Origin of the sequence: Paraburkholderia sp. SECH2, assembly GCF_030464795.1 — a bacterium.
In the GTDB taxonomy this organism is placed as follows: Bacteria; Pseudomonadota; Gammaproteobacteria; order Burkholderiales; family Burkholderiaceae; genus Paraburkholderia; species Paraburkholderia aspalathi.
The window spans coordinates 64,993-83,594 of the sequence record NZ_JALPRH010000032.1 but is presented as its reverse complement, the minus strand read 5'-3'; the positions used below and the strand labels follow the sequence as shown (position 1 = coordinate 83,594).

Below are 18,602 nucleotides of genomic sequence, written 5' to 3'. Positions count from 1 at the left end.
GTGCCGCCCCGCACAGGGGCAACACTAATAGACCACTAACAATTCAAGGAAAGGCACGAAAGCCAGAACAAGGAAAGCCCAAAGCCCTAAGAACACTGACAAAAGCGCCGCGAAGGCAACAAAAAAACCCTCACTTCCCATCTTTAAGATACTCAACAAACCGCTCCGCGACAGGCTCCGAATCGCCCCCTCTCCGCAAAAGCAAAACCTGCGACAGCAGCGTCTCCCCCTGCAAGGGCAAAAAGCAAACCCTCGGATCCTGCACCTGCCGTAAGGTAAAAGGCACCAACGCCACCCCCATCCCAAACCCGACCATCGTCACAACGGTCTGCCACAACCGCGCCTCGTGGCGAATCAACGGACTAAACCCAGCCCCCACGCACTGCGCAATAATCAGATCGTGATAATGCGGCGACACCGTGCGCGGAAACAGAATAAACGGCTCCTGCGCCAACGCCCGCAGATCGACCTTGCGCTTTCGCGCCAGCGGATGATCAATCGGTAAGCAACACAAAAACGGCTCCGAAAAAATCGGCGTCGAAAGCACATCCGACGGAAAATTCCCCCAATGCGCGCAGCCCATGTCGATCTGCATCCGCTGGATCGCATGCACCTGTTCGCTGGTGTTCATCTCCTTCAGCACGATTTCGACGCCCGGATAGTCAGCCTCGAAGCGGCTCACCGCCTGCGGCATCCCGCGATACAACATCGAGTTCACAAAGCCGATCCGCAAGCGGCCAGCTAACCCGTGCGCAGATCGGACCGTGATGCGTTCGGCTTCGCCCGCCTGCAGCAGCAAGCGGCGCGCCTCGCCAAGCAGCACCTGCCCCGCGTTCGTCAGCGCGACCGTCTTGTTGGTGCGCGCGAGCAGTTGCACCCCTAACTGTTCCTCGAACTTGCGGATGTCGAAACTGAGCGCCGGCTGCGAAATGAACAGCCGCTTCGCCGCGCGGCCGAAATGCAATTCCTCGGCGACCGCCACGAAATAGCGCAATTGCTTCAGGTCCACGGCAGTCTCCGGTTCTGTGATCGATAAGCTGTATCTATCGTACCGGATATAAGTTGTATTAGACGATTATCGAAGCCGCTTCTATGCTCCTTCCACAAAGGAGACAAGCATGAGCGAAATCACCGCGCAGCCGGCACACGGCTCGTCCAATATTCCCGACAGCCGGGGCGTCAACCTCTTCAGCAGCGACCCCGACTTCGCCCGTCTGCTCAAACTGCATCTCGGTGACGCGCTATATCAGGAACTCGAAAGCCAACTCGTTTCGCTAGGCCAGCGGGTGTCCGACGAACTCGACGTGTGGGCGCTGTCCGCCGACAAGAACCCGCCGCAATTGCGGCATCGCACGCGGCGCGGCGAAGCGCTGCAAAGCATCGACAAGCATCCCGATTACGTCGCGCTCGAACGCGTGGCCTACGCGGAGTTGGGGCTCGCGTCGATGAGCCATGACACCCGCGATGGCAAAAAGGCAGCGCCGCCGCTGGTCAAATACGCACTGACATTCCTGTTCGTGCAGGCGGAATTCGGGCTGTGCTGTCCCGTCAGCATGACCGATTCGCTCACGCGTACGCTGCGCAAATTCGGCGCGCCCGAACTGGTCGCGCGGTTTCTGCCGATGCTGGCTTCACGTGATTTCGACACGTTGTTTCAGGGCGCGATGTTCATGACCGAACAGGCGGCGGGCTCGGACGTTGCCCGTATCGCGACGCGTGCCGCGCTCGAAACCGGCGCGAACGGTGAAGAAGCCTGGCGCCTCTACGGCGACAAATGGTTCTGCTCGAACGCCGACGCCGATCTCGCGATGGTGCTCGCGCACGTGGACAACGCACCTGCCGGTATCAACGGCCTTGGGCTGTTCCTGTTGCCGAAGACTTTGCCGGACGGCTCGCGCAACAGCTATCGGATCGTGCGTCTGAAGGACAAGCTCGGCAGCCGCTCGATGGCGAGCGGCGAGATCGTGCTGGAAGGCGCCGTGGCGTATTTGATCGGCGAAGTGGGGCGCGGCTTTCACCAGATGGCCGACATGATCAACATGTCGCGTCTGTCGAACGGCGTGCGTGCGGCGGGCTTGATGCGCCGCGCGCTGACCGAGGCGCTGCACATCGCACGCAATCGCGAAGCGTTCGGCCGCAAGCTGATCGATATGCCGCTAATGCAGCGGCAGTTGCTGAAGATGACGCTGCCCGCGGAACAGGCTCGTTCGATGTTCATGCAAATCGCCTTGTTGCTGGAAAAGGCCGACGCCGGCGATCGGCAGGCGGCGAAATGCGTGCGCATCCTTACGCCGTTGATCAAATTCCGCGCGTGCCGCGATGCTCGCCGTGTGACCGGTGACGCGATGGAAGTGCGCGGCGGCACCGGCTACATCGAGGAGTGGAGCGACGCGCGTCTCGTGCGCGACGCGCATCTCGGTTCGATCTGGGAAGGCACCAGCAACATCGTCGCGCTCGATGTCGCGCGTGCAGCGAAACGGGATGGTGCGCTCGAACCGCTGCGCACATATCTGCAGGATATGCTCGGTGCCGCAGGACTGCCCGATGCGAGTCTCAAGGTGCTGCGTTCTACTTTGACGCGCGCTTGCGATGCCCTTGCGAGCGTCGCCGAGTGCGGACGCGATGAATCGGTCCGGCAGGCGGGCACGGCCCTGTATCACGCGAGTACGGCTGTGCTCATGGCTTGCGAAGGTGTGCGTCTCGCGCCGGATTTCAGGCGTCTCGCGCTGAGTCATCTGGTGTTGCGGCACAAGCTGCTGCCGTTCGATCCGCTCGACGTGCAGACGCCTTCCGATGAAAACGACGTCATCAACGCACTGGTCAATACCCGTAGCGTGACGCTCGACCAGGCATTGCAACTGCTGCCGGCAGGGAGCGAGCAATGACCGAACTTGTGAACAACGGTACGCAAGCAATGCAGGGCGCATTGCAAGGCATCAAAGTCATCGACCTCAGCCGCGTGCTCGGCGGCCCGTACTGCACGCAAGCGCTGGCCGATCACGGTGCTCAGGTCATCAAACTGGAGCCCCCTGGCGGAGATGAAACGCGCGGCTGGGGGCCGCCGTTTTACGGTGACACTGCGTGGTATTTCGCGGGCGTGAACCGTAACAAGCAGGGCATCGCGGTCGATCTGTCGTGCAACGAGGGCCGCGACATTTTGTGGAAACTCCTCGAAGACGCCGACGTGCTGGTCGAAAACTTCAAGCCCGGCACGCTCGCGCGCTGGGGCATGGATTACGAGCGCGATTTGCGCGAGCGCTTCCCGAAGCTGATTCATTGCGCGGTATCGGGCTTCGGTCCCGACGGCCCGCTAGGCGGCTTGCCCGGCTACGACGCCGCGATTCAGGCGATGACCGGCCTGATGAGTGTGAACGGCGAGCGCGACGGACCAGCGACGCGCGTCGGCTTGCCGGTCGTGGATATGGTGACGGGTTTGAACGCGCTGGCCGGCATTCTGCTGGCGCTCGCCGAGCGCACGAAAAGCGGGCATGGCCAATCGATCGATATCGCGCTGTACGACTGCGGCGTGTCGCTCCTGCATCCGCATTTGCCGAACTATTTCGGCTCGGGCCGCACGCCCGAGCGCAGCGGCAATGCCCATCCGAACATCACGCCGTACGACAGCTATCGGACCGCGACCGCGCCAATCTTTCTCGCCGTCGGGAATGACCGGCAGTTCGCGCGGCTGTGTGCGCATCTTGGCGCGCCGGAACTTGCGGACGATCCCCGCTACCTGGATAACCGCAACCGCTGCGCGCATCGCGAGCCGCTAAAGGCCGCGCTCGAAGATTTGCTCGCATCGCACGACTGCGAGCCGCTCGCTCAGGCATTGATCAATGCAGGCGTGCCGTGCGGGCCGGTGCAAACCGTCGACGTCGTCGCGCGCCATCCGCACACACTACATCGCGGCATGGTGATCGAGATGGGCGAGTATCGCGGCACGGCGTCGCCGATCAAATTGTCGCGCACGCCGGCCACCTATCGCAGTGCGCCGCCGACGCTCGGCGGCGACACACGCGATGTACTCGACGCACTCGGCATCGATGCTGCAACCCAGCAGCGTTTGCTCGAAGCGGGCGTACTCAAAGCCTGACCGCAAGCAAGCAGTTTTCCGGTGACGGCACGCAGAAGCCGCGCTATCCAGAAGAACGACCTTGGAGACGAAACACATGAATCGCGAGCCAGACGACCTCGCCGCAGGCCGGCAACCCAACCGTGCCGCAGCAGCGGCATTTGTAGGCACCACAATCGAGTGGTACGACTTTTATATCTACGCCACCGCATCCGCGCTGATTTTCGGCAAGCTGTTCTTTCCCGGCAGCGACCCTTTCTTCGCTACGCTGGCTTCGTTTGGCACGTTCGCGGTGGGCTTTTTCGCGCGACCGTTCGGTGGCCTCGTGTTCGGCCACCTGGGCGATCGCATTGGCCGCAAGAAGGCGCTCGTGGCGACGCTCGCGATCATGGGCATCGGCACGGTCGGCATCGGTTTCCTGCCGACGTATGCGAGCGCCGGCGTTTGGGCGCCGGTGTTGCTGGTGCTGCTGCGCGTCGCGCAGGGTATCGCGATCGGTGGCGAGTGGGGCGGCGCGGTACTGATGGCAAGCGAACACGCGCCACAGGGCAGGCGCACTTTCTTCGCCTCGTTTGCGCAGCTCGGTAGCCCGGCGGGATTGATCCTGTCGCTGCTCGCGTTTCGCGCGGTGGCGTCGATGGATAAGGAAGCGTTTCTCAGTTGGGGCTGGCGTCTGCCGTTTCTCGCCAGCGCGGTGTTGCTGGTGGTGGGTTTGCTGATCCGCGCGGGAGTCGATGAATCGCCCGAATTCAAGGCGTTGAAAGCGCAACGGCGCGTGGCGACGTTGCCGGTCGCCGAGGTTGTGCGCGACGCATGGCGCACGGTGTTGTTGTGTCTCGGTGCGAATGTGATCGGCGTGGCCGGTGCCTGGTTCGTCAATACGTTCATGCTGAATTACACGACGCAGACGCTTGGACTCGATCGTTCGCTGATTCTCGATTGCCTGTTTGTGGTGGCTTTCATTCAGTTGTTCACGCAACTGGGTTCCGGATGGTTTGCGCAACGGATAGGTACCGGCAGGTTTTTAAAGGGCGCAGCGGCGTTGGCGATGCTTTCGCCTTATCCGATGTTCGCGCTGGTATCGACCGGGCAGCCGGTGGCGATTGTGTTCGGCATCGCGCTGGCGGTGATGTGCATGTCGAGTTCTTATGCGGTGATGGCCGGTTTTATGTCGACTGCATTCCCGGTGAGAGTCCGGTACTCCGCTATTTCTTTGTCCTATCAGGTGTGCGCCGCATTGGCCGGTGGCTTGACGCCGTTGATCGGGACGTTGCTCGCGCATCGATATCCGGGCGCATGGTGGCCGTTGGCCGTGTTTTATAGCTGCCTCGCAGGGGTTTCGCTGATTTGCATCGGCACCTTGGAGCGCCGTAAGCGCGGCGCGGCGCGAGGTGTTGTCGAAGTCGCCTAGGTTAAGGTGCGTCGCCGTGTGACGCCTGTTTGTCCGTATGCCCCCGAATTAGGGCAACGCCAATCGATCCATTACAAAACGCGGACAGGCGTCACCGCAGGAAAACCTTCAGTAAGGACTCAGCCAGGCATAAACCCGCTATTTCGTGATTAACAACATCCTGAATCCCCGAAAGCATCCTAATATCAAGGCGAACTGAAAAAACGACAGGGGAAAGCCATCATGTATCGTCATCGTTCGCTGGGTGTGGTGACTGGCGCGTCGCCGCTCGCAAGCGTCGACGTATTGAGCAGGATGACCGCGGCCTGGCGCCGGCCCGGCGCGGCCAAGCCGTTCGACTTCGTCCTCGAGCAGCATTCGTGGCAAGGACCGGCAACGCCAGGCGCCGCGAGCGCGCCCTTCAAGATCCACGTGTTCGACACGATTCGCGCCTTCGAGAAGCGCGGTGTCGACGCGATCGTCTTGCCGTGCTTCCTCAGCCATACCTTCATCGACGAGCTCTCGGCCAACGTGGCGCCGCCGATCGCCAACATCATGGCCGCGCTCTTGGCGCACGTGCGACAGGCTTTTCCGTCGGTTCGCCGTATCGGCGTGCTAACTTCCGGCACGATCCGCCACCACGGCCTTTTCGAACGCTATTTCGACAGTGCGCGATTCGACGTGCTGCATCCGCGTGATGAAGCGGGCGTCGATTGCGTAACGAGCGCAGTGTATGGCGACGAGGGCATCAAATGCGGGCATCTGTACGGCCGGCCCGTCGAGTTGCTGCGCGCCGCTTGCGCGGACCTCATTGCGCAAGGTGCGGAGATCATCGTTCCCGGGCTCGCAGAAATTCCGTTGGTGGCACGCGCACTCGGCACGCTGGAAGTGCCGTTCGTCGATACCAATCTCGTCTACGCGCGCTACGTCGCAGCGGCGCACTATGCGCAGCCGGAGCGGCGTTTCAAGGTGGGCGTGTTGGGTGGTGTCGGCCCGGCGGCGACTGTCGATTTCATGGCGAAACTGGTGCGCAACACGCCGGCCGCCTGCGATCAGGACCACATCAAGGTTATGGTCGAGCAGAATCCGCAGATTCCGGATCGCACTGAGGCGCTGCTCGGCAACGGCGACGATCCGACACTCGCGCTCTACGCTGCCTGCAAGACGCTCGAAGAGGGCGGCGCCGATCTCATCGCCATTCCGTGCAATACGGCGCATGCGTTCGTGGAAGGGATTCAGCCGGCATTGACCATTCCGATCGTCAATATGCTGACCTGTACCGCCGATTATCTGCGTGAGGCTTTCCCAAGCCTGCGCGAAGTCGGCGTGCTGGCTACGTCGGGCACGCTGGCGAGCCGGGTCTACGAGAGGGCGCTCGAAGCATGCGGCTTCGTGCAGATCGCGCCGGCCGCGGCCGCCCAGGCCCGGCTCATGAACGCGGTTTATGGGCCGAGTGGCGCCAAGGCGGGCTACACGTCGGGTGAGTGCTGTGACGACCTCGCCGCTGCGGTGGATGATCTGGTCGCGCAAGGCGTGCAGGTCATCGTGCTGGGCTGCACCGAGTTGCCGCTGCTGCTGCGCGGTTCGACGCTGACGCGGCCGGACGGGTCGGTGGTGCGGCTTGTCGATCCGACCGAGGTGCTGGCAAAACGCTGCGTGGCTTACGCGCTGGGCGGAAGCGGAGTGGCGCAGGCCGCTTCGGAACCAGCGGCGCCGGTGACAGGCCGGTTTGACGTGGAAAGCGTCTTCGGCTAGGGCCGGCCGGTTTCGGCTAGTTCCGGCTGGCGCGCGCCCCGCGCTGAGCTGCGCCGGAAACCTTGTATTTCCCACCTCCGCCGCCATTTCCTGACGGCTGCATGGTTTCCTCTGAAACGGCACATCGCTTGCTGGTCGGCTGATCGGGGCGCCCTCGGCGTCGCCTTTCCAGACCCGAGGCGCTGCGAGCTTGCAGCCATGCCGTGTCATGGAAAACTGTATAAATATACAGTATAGTATCCCCCTATAACCCGGCCTTTGGCGTGTCGTTCCGCCAGCCGGGTATCCCGAACTTGCGCGGTCGCGAGGCGTCCGTGAGAGGTGGTCCACTCATTCAGACGGTCGGAAAAATTGGCATCTAACGGAATTATCCGCATTCGCGGCGCGCGCCAGCACAACCTGAAAAACGTCGATCTCGACGTGCGAACCGGCGAAATGACGGTCGTCACCGGGCCGTCCGGTTCCGGCAAATCCAGCCTCGTGTTCGACACGTTGTACGCGGAAGGGCAGCGGCGCTACGTCGAAACCTTCAGCGCCTACGCCCGGCAGTTTCTCGACCGTATGGACCGGCCGCAAGTCGACCGGGTCGACGGCGTACCGCCCGCCATCGCGATCGACCAGACCAACCCGGTGCGCAGTTCGCGCTCCACCGTCGGCACCATGACGGAGCTCAACGACCACCTGAAGCTGCTTTACGCGCGCGCGGCCGAACTGTTCGACCGCAAGACCGCGCAGCAGGTGCGCCACGACACGCCAGAAACGATCTACGCCGAACTGCTCGAGCGCACTGCGGCGAATGATTCGCGGCTGGTCGTCACGTTTCCGGTTGAGTTACCGGAAACAGCGTCCGAGCAGGAAGTGGAGCAATGGCTCTCCGCGAGCGGCTACACGCGCGTGCAGGCGCAGCGCGAAGTCGATTCGCCCACTGGCAAGCGCAAGCTGCTCGACGTGGTGGCCGACCGCTTCCGTTTGAGCTCGGTCGACAAGCAACGGGTGGTCGAAGCGATCGAGGCATCGCTCAAGCGCGGCGGTGGCCGCGTCAATATTTACGTGCTGCCTGCAGCGCCAGAGGCGCCGGAAGCCAAAGAGGCCGAGCCGCAAATCTGGCGCTTCTCCACTGGCCTGCACAGCCCGGAGAGCGACCTGCGCTATGCGGATCCGCAACCGGCACTGTTCTCGTTCAACTCGGCGTACGGTGCGTGCGAAGTCTGCCGCGGTTTCGGCCGCGTGATCGGCGTCGACCTCGGTCTGGTGATTCCCGACGCGCGCAAGACGCTGCGCGACGGCGCGATCAAGCCGATGCAAACGCCGGCCTGGAAAGAATGCCAGGACGACCTGATGCGCTACGCGGCGAAAGCCGATATCCGTCGCGGCACGCCGTGGGGCGAGCTGACGGACGCCGAACGCGACTGGGTCATCAACGGCTCGCCGGACTGGAATGGCAAGTGGCAGAGCCATTGGTACGGCGTCAAACGCTTCTTCGAATATCTCGAATCGAAGGCGTACAAGATGCACATCCGCGTGTTGCTGTCGAAGTACCGCAGCTATACGCCGTGCGAGACCTGTGGCGGCGCGCGTCTGAAAACGGAATCGCTGTTGTGGCGCCTCGGCAGCAAGCAGAATGCAGACGAGGTGCTGGCGCCCGAAAAGCGCTTCATGCCGCGTGGGGTCGATTGGAAGCGTGCCCAACTCGGAGCCTTGCCGGGTCTGACCGTGCACGATCTGATGCTGATGCCGATAGAGCGCATCAGGCGTTTCTTCGACGAGATCAGCCTGCCTAGCGCTTTGCTCGACGACGCACTCAAGCTGTTGCTCGCGGAAGTGCGCACGCGCCTCAAATACCTGTGCGACGTCGGCCTCGGCTATCTGACGCTCGACCGGCAAAGCCGCACGCTGTCGGGCGGCGAGGTGCAGCGGATCAACCTGACCACGGCGCTCGGCACATCGTTGACCAAAACCTTGTTCGTGCTCGACGAGCCGAGCATCGGCCTGCATCCGCGCGATCTGAACCGGATCGTCGAGGCGATGCATCGGCTGCGCGACGCGGGCAATACGCTGGTGGTGGTCGAACACGATCCCTCGGTGATGCTCGCGGCGGATCGTCTGATCGACATGGGTCCGGGGCCAGGCGAACGCGGCGGCTCGATCATATACGACGGTGCGCCTGACGCGATTCGCTCATCCGGCACGCTGACAGGTGAGTACCTCGGCGGACGCCGGCATGTAGCGGACGCGGCGCACTGGTCGCAACGTCCGGTCGATGACAGCACGCCGCGCATCGTGCTCGAAGGCGCAACCGAACACAATCTGCGCGACGTCACGGTCGAGATTCCGCTGCAGCGGCTTGTCTGCGTGACAGGTGTGTCGGGCTCCGGCAAGTCCACCTTGCTGCAGGATGTTTTGTATCCCGCGATGGCACGTCACTTCGGTCTCGCCACCGAATCGCCGGGCTCATTCAGGAGCCTTAGCGGCGCCGACCAGGTCACGGACGTCGTATTTGTCGACCAGTCGCCGATCGGCAAGACCGCGCGCTCGAATCCGGCCAGTTACGTGGGTGCTTTCGACGAAATCCGCAAGCTCTTCGCCAAGGCGCCGCTCGCTCAGCAACGCGGTTATGGCCCCGGCATGTTCAGCTTTAACTCCGGCGACGGGCGCTGCCCGACCTGCGGCGGCTCGGGCTTCGAGCACATCGAAATGCAGTTCCTGAGCGACGTCTACCTGCGCTGCCCGGATTGCGACGGGCGCCGCTATCGCGCGGAGCTGCTCGAAGTCAAAATCGAGCGCGGTGAGCCGGCGCGTGCGTTGAGCATTGCCGACGTTCTGGAGCTGACGGTGAGCGAAGCCACCGCTTACTTCGCCAAGGATGCCGAAGTATTGCGTGTGCTGCAGCCAATCGTCGACGTGGGTCTCGAATACGTCAAGCTTGGCCAGCCGGTGCCCACGCTATCCGGTGGTGAAGCGCAGCGGCTCAAGCTCGCCGGCTTCCTCGCGGAATCGGCGCAGGCGCGCACCGCGCGCAGCGCGAAGCAGCCGGTCGCTAAACGCCTGTTCATGTTCGACGAGCCGACCACCGGCCTGCATTTCGACGACATCGCCAAACTGATGCAGGCGTTCGGCAAGCTGTTGACGAGCGGCCATTCGCTGATCGTGATCGAACACAATCTCGACGTGATCCGTGCGGCCGACTGGTTGATCGATCTCGGTCCCGAAGGCGGAGACGGCGGCGGCAGGGTGCTGTGCGCGGGCACGCCGGAGGACGTCAAGCTTTGTCCGGAATCGCATACCGGTGAGGCATTGCTGCAATACGACCGTGCCATGGATGCGGCGGCCGAACCGGAATCGCAGGGTGTGCCGCTGCAAAAAGCGTTGAGCGCGGCGCGTGCGCGGCGGGCGATTGAAGGCGAGGACGTGGTGCGCATCGCCAATGCGCGCGAGCACAACCTGAAATCGCTGGATGTGGATATTCCGCACGGCAAATTCAACGTGATTACCGGTGTCTCCGGGTCGGGCAAGTCCACGCTTGCCTTCGACATTCTGTTCCACGAAGGGCAGCGCCGTTACCTCGAATCGCTCAACGCGTACGCACGGTCCATCGTGCAGCCTGCCGGTCGGCCCGAGGTCGACGCGGTGTACGGCATTCCGCCCACCGTCGCGATCGAGCAGCGTTTGTCGCGCGGCGGTCGCAAGAGTACCGTGGCGACCACGTCCGAAGTGTGGCACTTCCTGCGCCTGCTGTATGTGAAGCTCGGTCTGCAGCATTGCATCCACGACGGCACGCCCGTCACGTCGCAAAGCGTCGAATCGATTGCGGCGCAATTGCTGCGCGATCACAAAGGGCAGCACGTCGGTTTCCTCGCGCCGCTGGTCGTGAACCGCAAGGGTGTCTACACCGATCTCGCCAAGTGGGCGAAAGCGCGCGGCAATACGCATCTGCGTGTGGACGGTGAGTTCGTGCCGGTGGACCCGTGGCCGAAGCTGGATCGTTTCCGCGAGCACACCATCGAGTTGCCGGTAACCGACCTCGTCGTGTCGCCGGATAAGGAAGTGGAACTGCGCCAGGCGCTCGATCAGACGCTGGAAATCGGCAAGGGCGTCATGCATCTGCTGGCGCCGCTCGACGGTTTGCACGACGCGATCAGCGGCGGCCGTCCCACGGCGAAACTTGGCACGGTGAAGGTACTGTCCACCAAGCGCGCCTGTCCGGTATGCGGCACGAGCTATCCCGAGCTTGATCCGCGCATGTTCTCGTACAACAGTAAGCATGGTTGGTGCACGACATGCGTCGGCACGGGCCTCGCGCTGACGCGTGAACAACGCGCGGCGTACGACGACACGGTGATCGTCGACGACAACCGCGGCCGCGAGCAGAGCTTGCCTTCTGAGGAGCAGGAACCGGAAGGTCTCGTCGACGAGCCGTGTGCGGATTGCGCCGGCACGCGTCTGAACCCAACTGCGCGCGCAGTCACGTTCGGCGAGCAGGCCATCGTCGACGTCGCGCAATGGACGGTGTCCGATACGCGTGCGTGGATCGACACGCTGGAGATGAGCGGTCGGGACGCGGAAATCGCGCGCGACGTGGTCAGCGAAATCGGCAGCCGCCTGCAGTTTCTGGAAGAAGTTGGGCTCGGTTATCTGAGTCTCGATCGCGCGGCGCCGAGCCTGTCGGGCGGCGAGGCGCAGCGCATCCGGCTCGCCGCGCAACTGGGCAGCAACCTGCAAGGCGTGTGCTATGTGCTCGACGAACCGACCATCGGCCTGCATCCGCGCGACAACCAGATTCTGCTTAACGCCTTGCGCAAGCTGGGCGAAAAGGGCAATACGCTGGTGGTGGTCGAGCATGACGAGGACACGATTCGGCGTGCCGATCACATCATCGATATTGGGCCGGGTGCGGGCAAGCGCGGCGGCACGCTGGTCGCACAGGGCAGCGTGGCCGATCTGTCGGCGCAACCCGATTCGCTGACCGGACAGTTCCTCGCCAATCCGATCGTGCATCCGCTGCAGCCGCGCCGCGAGGTGGTCGCGCCGACCAAGCGCATCGCCGCGGTGCCGGAGAATTGGCTGACGGTGCACGGCGGCAAGCTGCACAACTTGCAGAACGTCACCGTCGGCATTCCGCTTTCACGGTTGGTAGCGGTGACGGGCGTGAGCGGTTCGGGCAAATCGACGCTCGCGCGCGACGTGCTGATGGCCAATCTGCTGGATGCGGTGGGGCGCTCGGTGCTGTCGTCGCCGGCTACGCGGCGTGCGCGCGCGGCGGCCGAGACCCAGCCGGCGGCGAACCGGCGCTCGAGCGTGTTGGCGCGCACGGCGCCGCGTGCGCCGCTGAACGTCACGCATACCTGGCAAGGGTGCGATGCGATCACCGGCTGGGAAACCATCGACCGTGTGCTCGAAGTCGATCAGACGCCGATCGGCAAAACGCCGCGCTCGTGTCCGGCGACCTACATCGGCGTGTGGGATGCGATCCGTAAGCTGTTCGCCGGCACGCTCGAAGCGCGTGCGCGTGGCTATACGGCATCGCGTTTCTCGTTCAACACCGGCGAAGGACGTTGCCCTGCTTGCGAAGGGCAGGGCGTGCGCACCATCGGCATGAGTTTTCTGCCCGACGTGAAGGTTCCGTGCGACGTCTGTCACGGGCAGCGCTTCAACCCCGAGACGCTGGCAGTGACGTGGCGCGGCAAGAATATCGGCGACGTGCTGACCATGGAAATCGACGAAGCCGTCGAGTTCTTTGCGCCGATCTCGAATATCGCGCATCCATTGCAATTGATGAAGGATGTCGGGCTCGGTTATTTGACGCTCGGCCAACCGTCCCCAACATTGTCGGGCGGCGAAGCGCAGCGTATCAAGCTCGTCACCGAGCTAAGCAAGGTGCGTGACGACATCACGCGTCGTGGTCAGAAGCCACCGCACACGCTGTACGTGCTGGACGAACCGACTGTCGGCTTGCATATGGCCGACGTCGCGAAGCTGATTCGCGTGCTACATCGTCTCGCGGATGGTGGTCATAGCGTCGTTGTCATTGAACACGATCTCGACGTGATTGCCGAGGCGGATTGGATCATTGATCTTGGTCCGGAAGGTGGTGTGGGTGGCGGCACGATTGTCGCTGCTACGGATCCCGAAGGATTGTCCCGTGTTGCCGCAAGTCACACCGGTGCGGCCTTGCGTCCCGTGCTCGCGCGTACGCGGAACGATACCGCAGTCGTCGTGAGCGAGGGAACCAACGGTTAAGGCAGCGGAGCGGCGCAATCGGTTTTGCGCCGCTCCGGTTTGCTCGCCCGGTCTGGAGAGCCGCACATACATAGCGGCTCACGCGTAAACCAACTGGCCACTGGCGGCCCATGAACGCGTATTGTCGATACGCCGGGTATGCCCGAGTCGGGCATTATCGTTATCGTCGGCGATATGTAATTTTTGGAATGATTTTGTAATTATATAAATGGCGTAATTGAAATGTGTATTTAGAGTGTCGTAAATACCGCTAAAAAAAATTTGGAAACGGTGTTTTTCTTCTGCTATCTTCCCGGCCTTAACGCAGGCCTCTGGTCGGCGCTTGAAACGTACATTGGATGACCTGTTCGGGATTCGTTGAGGTTGCCGCACATCCTCGCGCAACGCCCACCCAGCAGGCCTTTGCGCTACGTATCACCAGCGGCCCGTCAGCAGTTCATGGCGTGTCACGGAAGCCTGTAATAGCGGCGTCATCCCAATTAGCGAGCCGCGCATGACTCGCTTGCATCTGTTCGACGCACGCTTATTCTTTTAAAGCGACGCGAATACGGCATTAGTTAGAGTGTTCTCTCTAAACTTAGTATGCTCCCATCAAAAAAAGTTTGACCCCGCATTTTTTGTCCTGCTATTGTTGCCTCCCATGAAATGCAGGTGACAAACGCGCAAAAAGTTCGGGAGCTGCAGCGCGCTTCGATCAAATTGTCTTCAGCATATTCATGCCAGACGGAAATGAGCGAGTCGAAATTAATCTATTAGTACTTCTACTTAGATGAACGTTCGATTGCTCTGAAATACCGTCGCGGCGTCTCACAGCCATGCCCGTGCCATTGCAGCTGGGTTGGGCCTCACAGCATAAATTTTGGACTACAAATCAAAGACCTGGGCAATGGATGCGATTGTCTGAAGTGAACGTTGTTTGCCGTATGTAAGCGCACTGCAGTTACAGAAATGGACGGTTCACGCCGGAGGAGTAAAGGTGGGTACGAAAGTCGAAGGGCAATTTCCGGCAGCAACGGCCCGTATGGAGAGGCCAGGACGCCCGCGTGAGTTTGGGCGCAAGCAGCAAAACCCAGTACGCCGCTTCGGCGGTATCGCAGTTGTTTTGCTCCTGCACATCGTGCTGATTTATGCACTCATCAATGGCCTTGCCACCAAGGTCGTGCAGGTCATCCAGCATCCAATCGAAACCAAGATCATCGAGCCGGTGAAGCCGCCTCCGCCACCGCCTTTGCCTACCGTGCAATTGCCGCCGCCGAAATTCGCACCGCCGCCGCCGCCGTTCGTGCCGCCGCCGGAAGTGCAGGTGCAAGCACCGCCCCAGCCGACCATCACGCACCAGGCCGCACCGGTCGTATCAGCACCCGCCGTCGCGCCCGCACCGCCGGCGCCTCCTGCGCCGAGCAAGCCCGTGAGCGCTGAAGTAGGGGTTGTGTGTCCGAACTCGGATCAGGTTCGTTCGTCGATTCGCTACCCGAAGGAAGCGCAGGAGAACAACGTGACGGGTGATGTGTTGATTGAATTTGTAGTCGACCCGCAAGGCCATATTACGAATGAGCGTGTTGCCAAGTCGGCGGACGATTCCTCACTGGATCGCGCAGCCTTCAACGCGGTCAAGCAGTTCACGTGCGTTTCCCAAGGCCAGGCTGTCCGTGTGCAAGTTCCGTTCTCGTTTAACCTGAACTGAAACCCACGGCTGTTCGGTACCGGTAGCGATTTATCAGTCTTGGTTTAGAAGTTGTACTAATGAACTTGGAGCAGGCATGAAGAAGCGTACTCTCGCCGCATTGGCGGCAACCATGTTGTTCGCCGTAACCACGGTGGATACCTTTGTGGCACCGCAAATGGCCCACGCGCAAGCGAGCGACGCGAGCGCGTCGGCTGCCGCCACTGCCACCACCACCGCCGCACCGCAAACAGCCGCCCCGGCAGCTGACGAAGCAACGCCGCCGCCGGCGCCGGCCACGTCTGAAACCGTCAATAACCCGTACGGTCTCGGCGCGCTCTGGAAGAACGGTGACTTCGTTGCACGCTTCGTGCTGATTCTGCTGGTGCTCATGTCGATGGGTAGCTGGTACATCATGATCACCAAGTTCTTCGAGCAGTTCCGTGCGAACCGTCGTGCGAAGAGCGCTGACGAACAGCTGTGGACCGCGCCGTCGCTCGTCGAAGGCACGAAGCTGCTCGACGAAGCATCGCCGTTCCGCTTCATCGCCGAAACGGCCATCGAGGCAGGCGAGCATCACGACGAAGCACTGCTCGAGGCTGTCGACCGCAACACATGGATCGATACGTCGGTCGAGCGTGCGATCACCAACGTGTCGAACCGTCTGCAAGACGGCCTGGCTTTCCTCGGTACGGTTGGCTCGACGGCGCCGTTCGTCGGTCTGTTCGGTACGGTGTGGGGGATTTATCACGCGCTGACGGCAATCGGTATCGCCGGCCAGGCTTCGATCGACAAGGTCGCAGGCCCGGTGGGTGAAGCGCTGATCATGACCGCGATCGGTCTCGCCGTGGCCGTGCCAGCTGTGCTTGGCTACAACTTCCTGGTTCGCCGCAACAAGTCGGTGATGGAGCGTGTTCGTGCGTTCGGCGCACAACTGCACACTGTCCTGCTCGCCGGCAGCCGGCGCTCGGCACGCGCTTCGGCTCGTGAAGCATCGCTGGTCCAATAAGCGGAGTCTGTCATGGCTATGAGCGTTGGGCAGGATGATAACGACGAGGTCATCTCCAGTATCAACACCACGCCGCTTGTCGATGTGATGCTGGTTCTGCTGATCATCTTTCTGATCACGATTCCGGTGGTGACGCATACGGTGCCGGTGCAACTGCCGAAGGAGACGATCCAGCCGCTGCAGACCACGCCCAAAAGTATCGTCATTGCGGTCAACCACGACGGCGATTTCTTCTGGAACGAGAAGCAGGTGGATGGGCCTACGCTGCTGACACGGCTGAAAACCGTGTCGGTCATGACGCCGCAACCGGAAGTGCACGTTCGTGGCGACCAGAGCGCGCGTTATGAGTTTATCGGCCGGGTCATTACCGCGTGCGAGCGCGCCGGTATCGCCAAGGTTTCGTTTATTACTGAGCCGCCCGCGCGCGGGGGCTAGCTTTGCATGGGACCAGAGTAAGCGCTAAAGCGCCAACTCTGGTCGACAGCTTTGCATGGGATCGGACTAGGTGCTAAAGCACCAAGTCCGATCGACAGCGTTGCATGGGACCAGAGTAAGCGCTAAAGCGCTAACTCTGGTCGACAGGAGGTGATCATGGGAATGAACGTATCTTCGGGCGGTGGCAGTTCCGAACCGGATGTGATGGTCGATATCAACACCACGCCGCTGATCGACGTGATGCTGGTGTTGCTGATCATGTTGATCATCACGATTCCGATCCAGACGCATGCCATCAAGATGAATTTGCCGATCGGCAATCCGCCGCCGCCGATCACGCAGCCGGAAGTGGTGCAGATCGATATCGACTTCGACGGCACCACGACCTGGAACGGTCAACCGGTGCCGAACCGCGCAGCGCTCGAGTCCAGGCTCGCGCAGGTGGCGGCCGAACCGGTTCAGGCGGAAATTCATCTGCGGCCTAACAAATTGGTGCCGTACAAGGATGTCGCCGCGGTGATGGCGTCCGCGCAACGACTGGGCGCGACGAAAATCGGCCTGATCGGCAACGAGCAGTACATGCAATAGGGAAGTGGAATGCTAACGATCCATCAACGGTTCAAGCGCGCCGTCATTGCGGCCGCTATCGGAGGGCTGTCGGCGCTCGTCGTGCTGCCGGTCACGTCTCATGCCGCCGACACTTTGCGGCCGGATGTGGCGAAGCCGCTGAACGCCGCGCAGGATCTGTATCGCGCGCACAAGTACAAGGACGCGTTGACGAAGATCGATCAGGCCGACGCCGTGCCGGGAAAAACGCCCTATGAAAGCTACATGATTCAGGAGATGCGCGGCGCCGCGGCAGCGGCAGCCGGCGAATCCGGTGTGGCTGCGCAGGCCTATGAAACCTTGCTGGGTTCAGGACGCCTGACCGGTGCTGACGAGCAGCGCACCACCGCAGCGCTCGCAGGCATCTACTTCCAGCAGAAAAACTACGCACAATCTGCGAAGGTCGCGCAACGCTATCTGAAGTCGGGCGGCAGCGATCCCGACATGCGCACGTTGCTTGTTCAGTCTTACTACCTGTCAAACGATTGCGCCAGTGTTGTGAGCCTGCTCAAACCGGGCATCGATGCGCAAGTGCGCGCCGGTCATGCGCCCGACGAGTCGCAACTGCAATTGCTCGGCACCTGCGCGCAACGCGTGAAAGATGATGCGACGTACCGCAGCACGCTCGAAAAGCTGGTTGCCTATCATCCGAAGCAGTCTTACTGGGATGATCTGTTCAACGCGATTCGCAGCAAGCCCGGCTACTCGTCCGCGCTGGATATCGACACCTTCCGTCTGCGCCGTGCGACCGGTTCGCTCAGTACGGCCGACGACTACATGGAAATGACGCAACTCGCGATCGTGGCCGGCACCACGGCCGAAGGCAAGCAGGTTATCGATCAAGGCTTTGCGTCAGGCGTTCTGGGCCACGATGCGCAGGCCGATCGCGAGAAGCGGCTGCAGGCACTCGCCGCGAAGCGGGCGCAAGCGCCGGCCGATCCCGCAAACCCCGTCGCGCCGGTCGACGTCGCCTTCAACGAGGTCTTCGCCGGGCAGGCCAAGCAAGGTCTCACGGCAATGGACGCTGCGATCGCGAAGGGCGGAATCGATCATCCGGACCAGGCACAACTGCATCTCGGCGAGGCGTACTACATGGCGGGCGATAAAGCGCGTGCAGTGCAAACCTTCCGCGCAGTGAAGGGTACCGATGGTTCAGCCGACCTCGCCCGTTTGTGGGTGCTGGTGGCGTCGAAGTAGCGGCATCCTGGCCCCGATATGTTTTTTCCTGCGAAGTGCCTCCGAGGTATCCGTGCATCGAGCCGGGAGGCACATTCTCGCCATATGGGACACATGCCGTCGCGAATAGACGGGGGGGGGTTGTGTGCGCAACCATCGCCCGGTTTGCGGCGAGTATGAAAGTGTCCCGGCGATCGCCTTGATGGAGTCACTTACGGCGGCAACTAACCAGGCATATCGCGCATGTCTTAGGGAGGAT

Annotated in this window: 11 protein-coding genes; 10 read left to right on the top strand and 1 reads right to left on the bottom strand. The window is 62.0% G+C overall.

The features are described from left to right. Positions 1-130 precede the first annotated feature (130 nt). Complete coding sequence (locus M0D66_RS33685) at positions 131-1,009, bottom strand: LysR family transcriptional regulator (RefSeq protein ID WP_093647147.1); 879 nt, start codon at positions 1,007-1,009, stop codon at positions 131-133. Between the two features lie 109 nt (positions 1,010-1,118). Between M0D66_RS33685 and M0D66_RS33680 the strand changes: the two genes are divergently transcribed. The 10 genes from M0D66_RS33680 to M0D66_RS33635 all read left to right on the top strand — a co-directional run bounded on the left by M0D66_RS33680 (position 1,119) and on the right by M0D66_RS33635 (position 18,364). Then, the gene (locus tag M0D66_RS33680; protein ID WP_200655204.1) at positions 1,119-2,885 is read left to right on the top strand and encodes an acyl-CoA dehydrogenase family protein; all 1,767 of its coding nucleotides are present in this window, start codon (positions 1,119-1,121) and stop codon (positions 2,883-2,885) included. Further along, positions 2,882-4,093, top strand: a complete 1,212-nt coding sequence (locus M0D66_RS33675) for a CaiB/BaiF CoA-transferase family protein (protein ID WP_200655205.1) — start codon at positions 2,882-2,884, stop codon at positions 4,091-4,093. The genes M0D66_RS33680 and M0D66_RS33675 overlap by 4 nt, the downstream gene beginning before the upstream one ends. Positions 4,094-4,169: 76 nt before the next feature. Next, on the top strand, positions 4,170-5,483 hold the full coding sequence (locus M0D66_RS33670) for an MFS transporter (RefSeq protein ID WP_093647154.1): 1,314 nt from the start codon (positions 4,170-4,172) through the stop codon (positions 5,481-5,483). A gap of 222 nt (positions 5,484-5,705) precedes the next feature. Further along, positions 5,706-7,217 (top strand): aspartate/glutamate racemase family protein, encoded by a 1,512-nt coding sequence (locus M0D66_RS33665; RefSeq protein WP_266212608.1) that lies wholly within the window; start codon positions 5,706-5,708, stop codon positions 7,215-7,217. 351 nt (positions 7,218-7,568) lie between these two features. Continuing rightward, positions 7,569-13,454, top strand: a complete 5,886-nt coding sequence (uvrA, locus tag M0D66_RS33660) for an excinuclease ABC subunit UvrA (RefSeq protein ID WP_200653228.1) — start codon at positions 7,569-7,571, stop codon at positions 13,452-13,454. Positions 13,455-14,475: 1,021 nt separating this feature from the next. Next, positions 14,476-15,138, top strand: a complete 663-nt coding sequence (locus tag M0D66_RS33655) for an energy transducer TonB (protein ID WP_200653232.1) — start codon at positions 14,476-14,478, stop codon at positions 15,136-15,138. Between the two features lie 76 nt (positions 15,139-15,214). Next, a complete protein-coding gene (locus M0D66_RS33650) occupies positions 15,215-16,126 on the top strand; it encodes a MotA/TolQ/ExbB proton channel family protein (RefSeq protein ID WP_093647161.1) in 912 nt (303 codons plus the stop codon). A 12-nt stretch (positions 16,127-16,138) separates the two neighbouring features. Further along, entirely contained in the window at positions 16,139-16,561 is a 423-nt protein-coding gene (locus tag M0D66_RS33645; protein WP_097391962.1) for a biopolymer transporter ExbD, read from the top strand. A gap of 156 nt (positions 16,562-16,717) precedes the next feature. Then, positions 16,718-17,149 (top strand): biopolymer transporter ExbD, encoded by a 432-nt coding sequence (locus tag M0D66_RS33640; RefSeq protein WP_093647165.1) that lies wholly within the window; start codon positions 16,718-16,720, stop codon positions 17,147-17,149. A 9-nt stretch (positions 17,150-17,158) separates the two neighbouring features. Beyond that, complete coding sequence (locus M0D66_RS33635) at positions 17,159-18,364, top strand: lipopolysaccharide assembly protein LapB (RefSeq protein ID WP_093647167.1); 1,206 nt, start codon at positions 17,159-17,161, stop codon at positions 18,362-18,364. Positions 18,365-18,602 lie beyond the last annotated feature (238 nt).

Excerpts from the sequence above, each read along its gene's own strand:
- M0D66_RS33680 (WP_200655204.1), top strand. The coding sequence starts at position 1,119 with ATGAGCGAAATCACCGCGCAGCCGGCACACGGCTCGTCCAATATTCCC.
- M0D66_RS33675 (WP_200655205.1), top strand. The coding sequence starts at position 2,882 with ATGACCGAACTTGTGAACAACGGTACGCAAGCAATGCAGGGCGCATTG.
- M0D66_RS33670 (WP_093647154.1), top strand. The coding sequence starts at position 4,170 with ATGAATCGCGAGCCAGACGACCTCGCCGCAGGCCGGCAACCCAACCGT.
- M0D66_RS33665 (WP_266212608.1), top strand. The coding sequence starts at position 5,706 with ATGTATCGTCATCGTTCGCTGGGTGTGGTGACTGGCGCGTCGCCGCTC.
- M0D66_RS33655 (WP_200653232.1), top strand. The coding sequence starts at position 14,476 with ATGGAGAGGCCAGGACGCCCGCGTGAGTTTGGGCGCAAGCAGCAAAAC.
- M0D66_RS33650 (WP_093647161.1), top strand. The coding sequence starts at position 15,215 with ATGAAGAAGCGTACTCTCGCCGCATTGGCGGCAACCATGTTGTTCGCC.
- M0D66_RS33645 (WP_097391962.1), top strand. The coding sequence starts at position 16,139 with ATGGCTATGAGCGTTGGGCAGGATGATAACGACGAGGTCATCTCCAGT.
- M0D66_RS33640 (WP_093647165.1), top strand. The coding sequence starts at position 16,718 with ATGGGAATGAACGTATCTTCGGGCGGTGGCAGTTCCGAACCGGATGTG.
- M0D66_RS33635 (WP_093647167.1), top strand. The coding sequence starts at position 17,159 with ATGCTAACGATCCATCAACGGTTCAAGCGCGCCGTCATTGCGGCCGCT.